Consider the following 12,222-nt stretch of genomic DNA (forward strand, 5'->3'; position numbering starts at 1 on the left):
CCCGATTCCACCAGAAAACTCGCGCAGCGGGGAGGATTTGGCCGGTACTGGTCTTCGAGCGGGTCGGGAGCCGCCGCCGCGAGCAGCACCAGGGGGGGTCCCCACACGTGCCGGGCCGGTACGGATCCCTCCATCGGCCGACGCCCGCGCCGGTAGGGTGGGCTCTCGTGACCAGCATCGAGCACCGTTACACCGACGACGACGCCACCGCGGAGCAGCAGGACGCGCCCGCGCCCGCAGGATCCCTGGTGGACGAGTCGCGCCGTGCGCTCGTGGCGCTGCTCCAGGGCCCCTTCGTGGACGGGCGGCGCGACAGCAGCCGCTACGCCCAGGTGCTGCGCGACCGGGTGGCCATCGAGGCGCGCCTGGCAGACATGTACCTCGAGCTGGTGATCGACGACGACGCGCAGGTCGCGTTCGTGCGCCAGAGCGAGGACGATCCCGATGCGCCCAAGCTGCTGCGACGCCTCACCGGCATGAACCGCCTGGACTCTGTGCTGCTGCTGGTGCTGCGGCAGATGCTGCTCACCCAGTCCTCGCGAGGCCAGCGCACCGTGGTCTCCGAGGCCGAGATCCAGCAGGCCCTGGCCGCCTACCGACGCACCACCTCGACCGATGAGGCCGGCTTCGCCAAGGAGGTGCGGGCCGCGATCGCCAAGGTGCAGAGGGCCGGACTGCTGGACGAGCAGGGGGACGACTACGAGGTCTCCCCGGTGCTGCGCCTGATGATCGGCCCGGACACGGCCCGCGAGTTCATCGCCCTGTACCGGGAGGCGGGGGTGGGCGGCCTGGAGGACCCGGCCGACGCGACCGATCCTGAGGACCCGGCCGAGGCGTGATGCGTGCCGACGGCGTGACCGGTCCCCAGCTCGAGGACCCGCTGGTGGCGCGCCTCGCCTCCGGGAAGGAGACCTCCTGGCTCCGCCCGCAGCTGGACCCGGCCGAACAGTCCCTGGGCGCCTGCTCGCTTCCCGCGGGACTGGTGGAGGATGCCCGTCGGCGCTTCCGCCGCTTCGCGCCCTGGTTCGCCGATCACTTCCCGCAGACCCGCGCGGCCGACGGGATCATCGAGTCGCCCCTGGAGAGAGCAGGCGCCCTGCAGTCCCGGATGGGCGAGCTGCTCGGCGCCGAGCTCCCGGGGACCCTCTGGGTCAAGCGCGATGACACCCTGCCCGTCAGCGGGTCGATCAAGGCGCGCGGCGGTTTCCACGAGGTGCTGCAGGTGGTGGAGGGCATCGTCGAGTCCGAGCAGCTCGGTGCGGCCGGGAGCGATGGGCACCGGTCGGAGGGTGCTGCGGGTGTGAGGGCGCTGAGGGACCCTGCCACGGCGAGGACGCTGCACCAGCACGGCATCGCGGTGGGCTCGACCGGCAACCTGGGGCTGTCGATCGGGCTGCTCGCCGCCGAGTTCGGTCTTCGCGCCACCGTGCACATGTCCACCGATGCGCGCCCCTGGAAGAAGGACATGCTGCGCAGCAGGGGAGTGGAGGTCGTCGAGCACGCGGGGGACTTCAGCGCCGCGGTCGCGGCGGGGCGCACCGCCGCCGGGGCCGACCCCCTGACCCACTTCGTGGACGACGAGTCCTCCCTGAGCCTCTTCGCCGGCTATGCCGTGGCCGCTCGCCGTCTGGCCGGTCAGCTCGCCGCCCTCGAGGTGACGATCGATGAGTCCTCCCCGCTGTTCGTGTACCTGCCCTGCGGAGTGGGAGGGGGACCGGGAGGGGTCACGTACGGGCTGAAGCAGGTGTTCGGCGATCACGTCCACTGCATCTTCATGGAGCCCACATCGGCGCCCTCCATGGTGCTGGGAGTGCGCACGGGCCTGCACAGCGAGGTGAGCGTCCAGGACATCGGCCTCAGCGGCAGCACCATCGCCGACGGTCTGGCCGTCGCACGGCCCTCCCGGTTGGTGGGCGAGCAGATCGGCGGGATGATCGACGGCTTCGTCACCGTCGCCGACGAGCGGATGGCCGCGCTGGTGAGCGTGCTGGACGAGACTCACGGATGGCGTGTGGAGCCGTCCGCGACCGCGGGCGCGATCGGCCCCTGGCGAGTGATGGCCGACGCCGCCTACCGCGAGGCGCGCGGGCTCGACGCGCGCTCCATGGCCCGCGCCCATCACATCGTGTGGTCGACCGGCGGGAGCATGGTGCCCGAGGACGAGATGAACGGCTACCTGCAGCAGGGCAGAGCGGCGCAGGGGATCTTCTACGCCTGACAGCCCCACCGGACATCAATTGTGCACCAACGGCGTTGCGTAATAAGGTGAGGCTTACCTAACCACCGCCGTGGTGGTTCTGTCCGGAAGGCCCCGCGTGAAGATCTCCCGCCGCACCCTCGCCCTGACCGCACTCGCCCTGCCCGCGCTCTCCGCCTGTGGCTCCACCGGCCAGGACGGTGACAGCGCCGGTACGGGCACCTCCGACGGGGGGTCCGGGCAGGGCTCCGCCGATCCCGGCGCGTTCCCCGTCGCCGTGACTCACCTGTACGGGCAGACGGAGGTCGCCGCCCAGCCGCAGCGCATCGCCACGGTCTCCTGGGTCAACGGGGACAGCGTGCTGGCGCTGGGCATCGTGCCGGTCGGGATGCCCGCCGTCGAATGGGGCGGCAACGACAACCAGTCCACCGACTGGGCCGATGCGAAGCTCGAGGAGCTCGGCGCCGCCTGGGGAAGCCAGAGCGCCCCGACCACCTACTCCGAGGCCGACGGCATCCCCGCCGACGAGATCGCCGCCCTCACCCCCGATCTGATCATCGCCGCCTACTCGGGGCTGACCCAGGACGAGTACGAGCAGCTGAGCCGCATCGCCCCCACCATCGGCCCGATCGCCCCGAACTACACCACCTCCTGGCAGGAGGCGATCACCGCGATCGGCCAGGCCACCGGGCGCGCAGATGCGGCACAGCAGGTGATCGACGAGGTCACCGGCGCGCTGGCCGCCGTGGGGGAGGAGAACCCCCAGGTGCAGGAGTCCACCTTCATCGCCGGCACGCTCGGCCTGACCGACGACACCATCACCCTGTACACCGCCGGTGACACCCGCCCCCGGTTCTTCACCGCACTCGGGATGACGCAGGCCCCGGTGGTCACCGAGAACACGCAGGACGAGTCCACCTTCATGCTCTCGTGGTCCGCCGAGCGGGCCGACGAGCTGGACTCCGACATCTTCTACACCTGGGCCGCAGCAGGCTCCACCGTGGAGAGCTTCCAGGACCACGCACTGTTCGCCCAGATCCCGGCCGTGGCCCGCGGCAGCATGGTGCTCACCGCCGACGACCACCAGACCCTCTCGATCTCCGCCGCGAGCGCGCTCAGCCTGCCGTGGGCGATCCAGAACGTCGTGCCCTCGGTGCTGGACGCCGTCCAGGCCGCCCAGGGCTGAGATGCGCCGTACGCCGCTGCTCGCGGTCACCGGCGGAGTGCTCGCCGTGCTGGCCGCGGCCGCACTGTCCGTGCTGGTCGGCGCCCGCAGCGTGGATCCCTCCGCGGCCTGGCAGGCCCTGACCGCCTTCGACCCCGCCGTCACCGACCACGTGGTGGTGCGCGCCCGTGTGGACCGCACCCTGGCCGGCATCGCCGTCGGGGCCTCCCTGGCCGCAGCAGGTGCCGCGATGCAGGGGATGACTCGCAACCCGCTGGCGGATCCCGGGATCCTGGGCCTGAACGCGGGCGCGGCCGCGGCCGTGGTCGTGGGCATCTACGCGCTGTCCATCTCCAGGGTCGTGGAGTTCATGGCCTTCGCTTTCGTGGGCGCCGCGATCGGCACGGCGCTGGTGTACGCCGTCGCGTCCCTGGGACGCGACGGCGCCACCCCCGTCAAGCTCGCCCTGGCGGGCGCCGCTCTCACCGCCGGTCTGGGATCCCTGGTCAATGCCCTGGTCCTGCTGGACCAGGAGTCCCTGGATCGTCTCCGGTTCTGGCAGGTGGGCACCCTGGGCGCCCGCGGTCTCGGCGACATCGCCACGGTCGGCGTGTTCATGGCGCTGGGCGTGGTGATCGTGCTGCTGGCCACCGGGACCCTCAACGCCCTCGCGCTCGGGGACGATGCCGCCGTCGGCCTGGGGGTCCATGTCGCGCGCTCCCGCGTAGTGCTGGGAGCGGCGATCGTGCTGCTGTGCGGGGCGGCGGTCGCGCTCGCCGGCCCGGTCGGGTTCCTGGGCCTGGTGGTGCCGCATGCCGCCCGTCTGGTCGTCGGCGGGGACTACCGGCGGATCATGCCGGTCGCACTGCTGATGGGACCGGTGCTGATCCTGGTGGCCGATGTGGTGGGACGGGTGATCGCGCCACCGGCGGAGGTCCAGGTGGGCGTGATGACCGCCCTGATCGGCGTGCCCGTGTTCATCGCGCTGATCCGCACCCGCAGGCAGGTGGGGCTGTGACGCGACCTGCCGCCGGCCCCGTCCGTGCCCCGTCTTCTGCCGCCGGTCCTGTCCGGGCCCCGTCCGCCCGCCGTGCCACGCCCACGCGCGGCCCCGGTCGGGACCGTCGGCGCGCTGCCGGGACCCTGTGCGCGATCACCCTCCTGGTGCTGGTCGCGATGGCGGCCCGGGTTCTGCTGGGCACCCCCGTGGTAACCGCCGGCCAGGCCCTCGCCGTGCTGAGCGGCGAGCAGGTCCCCGGCATCTCCTTCATCGTGATGGACTCACGCCTGCCCGCCGCCGTGGTCGCGGTGCTGGCGGGGATCGCCTTCGGGCTGTCCGGCACCATCTTCCAGACCCTGCTGCGCAATCCCCTGGCCAGCCCCGACGTGATCGGCGTGACCCTGGGGGCCTCCGCCGGGACGGTGGTGGCGATGACCGTGTTCGGAGCCACCGGCGCCGCCCTGTTCTGGAGCGCCCTGCTGGGCGGCCTGGGGACGGCCGTGCTGATCCTGCTGGTCGCCGGAGCTGGTCGCGCCGGAGCCGCCGGCGCTGTGGACAACCGCTTCGTGCTGGTCGGCATCGGCGTGGGTGCAGCGCTCAATTCCCTGATCAGCTACCTGCTCACCCGCATCAGTACCCGCTCCGCCGGCGACGTGATGCACTGGATGATCGGCTCGCTCAGCACCTCCACCTGGGAGCGCGCCCGCGTGCTCGCCCTCGCCCTCGCGGTCCTGGTCCCGGTGCTGATGGTGCTGGTGACACGGCTGCGGATCCTGCAGCTGGGCGACGACATGGCCACCGGCCTCGGCCTGTCGGTGCCCCGCACCCGCATCGGCCTGATCCTGGTGGGCGTCACCCTGTCGGCCCTCACCGTCGCCGTCACCGGGCCGCTGTCCTTCGTCGCATTCCTCGCGGGCCCCCTCGCGCGGATGCTGCTGGGCCGCCCCAGCTTCCCCCTGGCCGCCGCGATGGGGGCCGCGATCGTGCTGCTCGCCGACGTCGTCGGTCAGAACGCCGTTCCCAGCACCGCACTGCCGGCCGGTGTGATCACCGGCGCACTGGGTGCCCCGTTCCTGCTGTGGATGCTCACCCGCACCCCCGGCTCCCGAGACGAGAGGTGACACTCCCGCCATGGCCCTGATCGAAGCGCGCAGCCTGCACCTGGGCTACGAACGCCGTGACGTGGTGCGCGACCTGGACCTGACACTGCCCGAAGGACGCATCACGATCATCGTGGGGGCCAACGGCTCGGGGAAGTCGACCCTGCTCCGGGGACTCTCGCGCCTGCTCCCACCCCGATCCGGCACCGTGCTCCTGGACGGTGAGGACCTCCGTGCGCTGCGCGGCAAGGAGCTGGCCCGTCGACTGGGCCTGCTGCCTCAGAGCCCCATCGCGCCCGACGGGGTGAGCGTGCGGGACCTGGTGGCCCGTGGCCGGTTCCCGCACCAGGGCCTGTTCCAGCAATGGACCGCTGAGGACGAGCAGGCCGTGACCGAGGCGCTCGCCGCCACCCGCACCGATGAGCTGCAGGACCGGCTGGTCGAGGAGCTCTCCGGTGGCCAGCGCCAACGGGTGTGGATCGCGATGGCGCTGGCCCAGCAGACCGAGGTGCTGCTGCTGGACGAGCCCACCACCTTCCTGGACGTCACCCATCAGCTGGAGGTGCTGGACGTCGTCCGCGATCTCAACCGGCAGCGCGGCACCACCGTGGGCATCGTGCTGCACGATCTCAACCTCGCCGCCCGCTACGCCGATCACCTGGTGGCCGTGCGCCGCGGCGAGATCCACTCCCAGGGCACCCCGGATCGCGTGATCACCGAGCAGATGGTGCACGAGGTGTTCGCCCTGGACTCCCGGGTGCTGCCCGACCCCGTCACCGGCACCCCGATGGTGCTGCCCCTGGGGCTCGACCCCCGGCCTGAACTGGGCGAGTCCCGGCCCGGACAGGAAAGCGGAGCCGACGCGCACCGCCCGCCCCAGGCCGCTCCCACCGATGCCCCTGACCCCCTCGTCGACCCCGAACCGGAGGACGCCATGACCACCATCGAGACTGCCGCCCCCTCACCCGTGACGGTGCCCGCGCTGGAGCACAGCCCCCAGCTGGCCTTCGACCTCACCGTCGCCGCAGTGCGCCCTCTCGGCGAGAACCTGGTGCGGATCACCTTCGCCTCACCCGAACTGATCCACTTCGGCACCGGCGGCCACCCCCTGGACCTGCGGATCAAGCTGATCGTGCCCGGCCCCCGGCCGTCGGCCGATCATTTCGCCTCGATCCGCCCCGGCGGGCAGCTGGACCCTGCACAGGCCACCGACTGGTACCGGACGTGGCTGCAGATCGACCCCGAGGACCGCGGATGGCTGCGCACCTACACCGTGCGCGAGCAGCGCGGCGCCGGCCACCCCGGCAACCTCACCGAGCACCCCGAGCTCGACGTGGACATGGTGCTCCACCTCGAACCGGAGCAGCGGCCCGGGCGTGGGGTCGCCGCACGCTGGGCGCAGCAGGCCGCCGTCGGCGACCGGATCGACGTGCTGGGACCGAACCGGCACCTGGTCGATGCGGAGTACGGAGGAATCGAGTTCCGCCCCGGCACGGCCCGCACCCTGCTGCTGGCCGGCGACGAGACCGCCGCGCCCGCGATCTGCTCCATCCTGGAGGCTCTGCCGCCCTCCATGAGCGGGCACGCCGTGATCGAGGTGGGCCATGAGTCCGACCAGCAGCAGGTGCTCACCCGCTCCGGGGTGCAGGTCACCTGGCTGGTCCGCGGCGATGCCCCGCACGGGGAGCTGCTGGATGCCGCGGTGCGTCGGCTCATGTGTGAGAACGCGCAGGCCTTCCGCGAGCAGGGCGGGGGAGGGGATCCCGCGAATCCCGAGCTGGAGGACGTGGACATCGATGCCACCATCCTGTGGGAGACCACCGTGGGTCAGGGCTCCTTCTACGCCTGGCTGGCAGGGGAGGCCGGCGTGATCAAGGGCCTGCGGCGCCACCTGGTCTCCGAACTGGGCATCGACCGGCGGCAGGTCTCCTTCATGGGGTACTGGCGTCAGGGCCGCCCGGAGATGTGACCAGTCGAAGGGCTGCTGGCAAAAGGCTGCGGAGTGTGTCGCGCTCAGGTTTCAAGCGGACAGTTCGGCCCGGGGACCGTCTCCGGCGATGGCTGTCCCCACTCGGTTGCCCCATAGCGCCGGGAAGCGCGTCGGGAACACGCGAAGACTTTCCTGATCCGGGCCATCGATCTGCGCGCTCGTCGCGACGATCGCACCGCGGCCCGAAGGGATACCACGGATCACGAGCGGTGTCGTTTGATCTCCTCGTGCGGTCTGGGAGGCGATCAGATGCAAGCGGTCGGAAAGATATGAGACGTCCGACGGAGCGAAGTGTGCAGCGATCCGATCCGCATAGGCTGAGATGGTCACACCGGTGTGTGTGTCCATGCCGAATGTGTTCGCTGTTTGATGGACCAGAGTCTGCATCCAATCGCGAACCGCGCCGTTCGAGAGCGCGGTGACGCGGAGCGTATCCGGTTGACCTCCGCTGCCCCGTGTCTCGAAGAGCGCGAACAGGGCATCCCCCATGAGGTCACGGCGTGTTGTCGCAGCGAGCGTGAGATGCAGATCCGATAGTCCGCGGACTGCTCCGGAGAATCCGCCGACGGTCAGCGCAGATTTCTTCCCCGCAGCCTGGCTCACGGACACCGCCGATCCGAACATGGAGAACTGGTGCATGGCCGCCCCCCTCGCGTCACCCGCGGTGCGCTCGTCGAAGTGTCTCTCGACTTCGATCAGGCGGTGCGGGGTGAACTCCTGGACGTTCTCCGCGACGTAGGCGATGTGCGGAGGTTCCTGCAGAAGTGCTTCGCAGTGGTTCGCCAGTCTTTCGGCGAGAGCCCAGTCGACGCGGTTCACCTTGTTCGCCTTGCGCTCGCCCAGCAGCCCCACTGTGAGGAGCACGAACCCGACGACGCCCAGGGATCCGCCGGCGAACACCATCAGGAACAGTGCTCCTGCCAGTTGGGTTGCCGCGTCGGTCTCTCCGCCCGCACGCATCAGGAACCACCCTGCCACGCCGATCAGAAGGACGAACCCGATCAGGAGCGTTCCGAAGGCGAGGGACTTCCGATGGCGATGCAGGCGCGCGCGAGCGCTCATCTGTGGGGGCTTGCTCATGGCCACGACCGTAAGCGACTCATCAGGGCAGCGCGACCAACAACCGCGGATTGGGGATAGGAGTCTGTTCTTCCCGGTTTGCCTGAGGGTTCGTCCACTGGTCTTGATGATCGCGGGCCGACCTCACAACCGCCGGCCCGGTAGCCTACCGGGGTGGAATCCACCGCTGAGACCCTCGACCTGCCCGGCGTGAGCGCAGGCCAGGACGCCCCTGCCGACGCCATCGTGCGCGACCCCGAGCACCCGCACCCCGGCCAGTGGCGCCTCACCCACGTCCAGGTCTCCAACTGGGGCACCTTCCACGGCACCCACGACCTGGCGATCTCCCCCAAGGGCTTCTTCCTCACCGGTGGCCCCGGCACCGGCAAGTCCACGCTCCTGGACGCCATCAGCGCCCTGCTCACGCCGCCGCGCACCCTGCAGTTCAACGCCGCCGCCTCCGATGCGGGCCCGGCCCGCTCCAAGTACCGCCGCACGGTGGCCAGCTACGTGCGCGGCGCATGGGCCATGCACTACGACCAGGCCACCGGTGAGTTCAGCCAGGAGGTGCTGCGCGAGAAGACCACCCTGTCCGTGATCACGCTGCGCTACTCCGACGGCCAGGGCGGCACCGTGCAGCTGTCCCGCCTGCTGCTGCTGCACGCCGGGCACACCTCCGACTCGGACGTCAAGAGCCTGTACGTCATCGCCCGCACGCCCCTGGACGTGAGCGACCTGCGCCAGTTCGTCTCCACCCAGATCGAGGGCAAGTCCCTGGAGGCAGCCCACCCGGGCACCGAGACCTTCCGCCAGTTCCGCGAGTACCGCGCCGCGTTCTGCCAGCTGCTGGGCATCCCCGACGAGAAGGCCCTGGGGCTGCTGCACAAGATCCAGTCCGCCAAGGAGCTCGGTGACGTCAACGCCCTGCTGCGCGACTACATGTTGGATGCCCCCCGCACCTTCGAGCTGGCCGATCAGGCGCTGGCGAACTTCCACAACCTCTCCGAGGTGTACGAGGCGCTGGTGACCGCCCGTGAGCAGCGCGACCTGCTGCGGGGGCTGCGGGAGAACCACGAGGCATGGACCGCCATGCGCACCCGCGGCGGCGAACTGGTGGACCGCCGCTCCGACATCGACGTGTACGCCGCCCAGCACCTGGTGCGCCTGCTGGGGGATGAGGAGCAGCGCCTCCAGCTCGAGCGCGACCGGCTCGGCGCCCAGCAGCGCCGCCTCACCCAGGACGTCGCCGAGGCCCGCGCCGACCTCGCCCAGCTCAAGGAGCAGCGCAAGCGGGCCGGAGGCGGCGAGATCGACGACTGGAAGCAGCAGATCGCCGGTCTGGAGGTGGAGCGGGAACGGCGCCGCGAGCGCGGCACCGAGTTCGCCGCCCAGCTGGCCACCGTGGAGCTGGGCACCCCCGTCAGCGAGGACGTGTTCCTCTCCCTCCAGCGGGAGGTCACCGCCCGCCGCGAGCAGCTCGAGGCCGAGGAGAAGGACTCCGATGCCGCCCGCTGGGACGCCGAGGCCGCGGTGCGCGACCTCGCGACGACCCTCGAGAACACCCGCCAGGAGCTGAAGTCCCTCACCGCTCGCGCCTCCAACCTGTACTCCGAGGACGTGGCGCTGCGCGACCACATCGCCGCCGAGGTGGGAATCGCCCCCACCGAGCTGCCCTTCGCGGCCGAACTGCTGCAGGTGCGCGCCGGTGAGGAGGAGTGGACCGCCGCCGCCGAACAGGCCCTGAGGGGCCTTGCCCGCTCCATCCTGGTGCCCGAGCGCGCATACCGGGACGTGGCCGCGGTCATCGACCGCACCAAGCTGCGCCGCCGCATCTCCTACAACCGCGTCAACACCGACCTGCGCCGGCCCGCCAAGAACATCGACGAGCGCTCCCTGGCCGCCAAGCTCGACGTCAAGGACGGGGAGTTCCACGTGTGGCTCAGCCACGAGATCGCCTCGCGCATGGACTACACCTGCGCGGAGACCCTCGAGGAGTTCACCCGCCTCTCTCGCGCGGTGCTGCGCTCCGGGCAGATCAAGCACTCCGCCACCCGCCACGAGAAGAACGCCGACCGGCAGATCAACGACCGCTCCCAATGGGTGCTGGGCTTCGACAACCGTGCCAAGCGCGCCGTGTTCGAGGCCGAGCGCACCCGCGCCGAGCAGGCCCTGTTCGAGGCCCAGGCCCGCCGCGCCGATGTGGAGACCGCGCGCCGTCGCCGCCGCGAGCACCTCTACGCACTCCAGGCCATCAGCGGCGTCACCTGGGACGACATCGATGCCGCCTCGGTGGCCCGGCGCATCGCCAACCTGCGCGACATGGTGCGCGCCGCCGAGGACGGCTCCGCGGCGCTGACCGAGCTGGCGCGGCAGATCGACGACGTGGAGCAGGCCATCGCCGATGCCGACGAGGAGCTGCTCGACGTGGTGCGCACCGCGGGCAAGCTCGGCGAGCAGGCCGAGCGCGCCGCCGAGCGCCTCACCCAGGCCCGCTCCCGCCTCGCCGAGCGCACCCTCACCCCCGAGGTGGAGGCGGAGCTCGCCGAGCGCTTCACCGCGATCGCCCCCACCCTGGTGCTGGCCACCATCGACCAGGTCACCAAGGACGCCTCGGCCACCCTGGACGCGGAGCTGATGGACCTCACCCGCCGCACCTCCCGCGCCGAGGAGGACATGCGCACGGCCATGCGGGAGTTCGCCCGCCGCTGGCCCGCCCAGGCCGGGGACACCGACACCAGCCTCGAGGCGGCCGACGACTTCCTGGCCATCCTGCAGCGCATCGAGGAGGAGAAGCTGCCCGAGGTGGAGGACCGCTTCTTCGAGTTCTTCACCGGCAACACCCTCGGCGACGTCCAGGCACTGGCCACCGCCATCGCCCGCGAGCCGGCCGAGATTCGCAAGCGGCTGCAGCGCATCAACGCGCTGCTGGCCCAGGTGGAGTTCCACGCGGGGCGCTACCTGCAGCTGTCCATGCGGCCCGTGCACCTGGCGGCGCTGGACGAGTTCAAGCGCGCTCTCGAGGACGCGGTCGTGGACACCACCCAGAACGACATCAGCCGCGACCGGGAGCTGGCCGAGCAGCGGTTCCTGTCCCTGCGCCACCTGATGGACCTGATCTCCGCGGCCCGCACCAAGGACGACCAGGTCTCCCGCGCGATCCTCGACGTTCGCCGCCACGTCCACTTCCACGCCGAGGAGGTCGACGCCGCCGGCACCGTGGTCCACGCCCACGAGTCCGGCGGCCCGCTCTCCGGCGGCCAGAACGAGCGCCTGGCCACCTTCTGCCTCGCAGCAGCGCTGCGCTACCAGTTGGCCGGTACCGGGCAGGACGTGCCCCGCTACGCCCCGATCATCATCGACGAGGCCTTCTCCAAGGGCGCCGGGAAGTTCATCACCGCCGCGATGGAGTCCTTCCGTCACTTCGGATTCCAGGTGGTGCTCGCCAATCCCGGCAAGAACCCGCAGGCCCTGGCCCCGTTCATCGGGGGGGTCGGCGTGGTCTCGATCCGGCAGGACCGCTACTCCTCCGTCGCCCCGATCGAGTTCGTGCCGGTCCCCGCGTGAGCGGTCCGCGGTCGCCGATGGGGAGTTCTCCCCATCGGCAGATCGCGGCCGCGGGCCTACCCTGGACGCCAACCGTTTCGCGCGCGCCCGACGGGCCGGACGGGGAAGCATCGACGGACCGGGACACACGTGGGGAGGGGCACACGG

At 71.2% G+C, this 12,222-nt stretch carries 8 protein-coding genes; 7 read left to right on the plus strand and 1 reads right to left on the minus strand.

Translation table 11 applies throughout. From position 1 onward, the window contains the following. The first annotated feature begins 167 nt into the window (after positions 1-167). From IOE58_RS04675 to IOE58_RS04700, 6 genes are all read left to right on the plus strand, one after another. Complete coding sequence (locus tag IOE58_RS04675; RefSeq protein ID WP_193865255.1) at positions 168-839, plus strand: DUF4194 domain-containing protein; 672 nt, start codon at positions 168-170, stop codon at positions 837-839. Beyond that, complete coding sequence (locus IOE58_RS04680) at positions 839-2,218, plus strand: D-serine ammonia-lyase (protein WP_193865372.1); 1,380 nt, start codon at positions 839-841, stop codon at positions 2,216-2,218. Before IOE58_RS04675 ends, IOE58_RS04680 begins: the two co-directional genes overlap by 1 nt. Before the next feature lie 97 nt (positions 2,219-2,315). Next, a complete protein-coding gene (locus IOE58_RS04685; protein ID WP_193865256.1) occupies positions 2,316-3,383 on the plus strand; it encodes an ABC transporter substrate-binding protein in 1,068 nt (355 codons plus the stop codon). 1 nt (position 3,384) lies between these two features. Continuing rightward, positions 3,385-4,380 carry a FecCD family ABC transporter permease gene (locus IOE58_RS04690; RefSeq protein WP_193865257.1) on the plus strand — a complete coding sequence of 332 codons (996 nt, stop codon included), beginning with the start codon at positions 3,385-3,387 and terminating at the stop codon, positions 4,378-4,380. Continuing rightward, a complete protein-coding gene (locus tag IOE58_RS04695; RefSeq protein ID WP_311199684.1) occupies positions 4,377-5,483 on the plus strand; it encodes a FecCD family ABC transporter permease in 1,107 nt (368 codons plus the stop codon). Before IOE58_RS04690 ends, IOE58_RS04695 begins: the two co-directional genes overlap by 4 nt. A 10-nt stretch (positions 5,484-5,493) precedes the next feature. Continuing rightward, the gene (locus IOE58_RS04700; protein ID WP_193865258.1) at positions 5,494-7,431 is read left to right on the plus strand and encodes an SIP domain-containing protein; all 1,938 of its coding nucleotides are present in this window, start codon (positions 5,494-5,496) and stop codon (positions 7,429-7,431) included. A 51-nt stretch (positions 7,432-7,482) separates the two neighbouring features. Here IOE58_RS04700 and IOE58_RS04705 read toward each other — a convergent pair whose 3' ends face one another. Continuing rightward, positions 7,483-8,532, minus strand: coding sequence for a hypothetical protein (locus IOE58_RS04705; RefSeq protein ID WP_193865259.1), 1,050 nt, complete (start codon positions 8,530-8,532; stop codon positions 7,483-7,485). A gap of 153 nt (positions 8,533-8,685) precedes the next feature. Here IOE58_RS04705 and IOE58_RS04710 point away from each other — a divergent pair, with 153 nt between their 5' ends. Then, positions 8,686-12,075, plus strand: coding sequence for an ATP-binding protein (locus IOE58_RS04710; RefSeq protein ID WP_193865260.1), 3,390 nt, complete (start codon positions 8,686-8,688; stop codon positions 12,073-12,075). Positions 12,076-12,222 lie beyond the last annotated feature (147 nt).

The sequence above is a fragment of the Brachybacterium epidermidis genome, assembly GCF_015209585.1.
In the GTDB taxonomy this organism is placed as follows: domain Bacteria; phylum Actinomycetota; class Actinomycetes; order Actinomycetales; family Dermabacteraceae; genus Brachybacterium; species Brachybacterium epidermidis.

Excerpts from the sequence above, each read along its gene's own strand:
- IOE58_RS04680 (WP_193865372.1), top strand. The coding sequence starts at position 839 with ATGCGTGCCGACGGCGTGACCGGTCCCCAGCTCGAGGACCCGCTGGTG.
- IOE58_RS04690 (WP_193865257.1), top strand. The coding sequence starts at position 3,385 with ATGCGCCGTACGCCGCTGCTCGCGGTCACCGGCGGAGTGCTCGCCGTG.
- IOE58_RS04700 (WP_193865258.1), top strand. The coding sequence starts at position 5,494 with ATGGCCCTGATCGAAGCGCGCAGCCTGCACCTGGGCTACGAACGCCGT.
- IOE58_RS04705 (WP_193865259.1), bottom strand. The coding sequence starts at position 8,532 with ATGAGCAAGCCCCCACAGATGAGCGCTCGCGCGCGCCTGCATCGCCAT.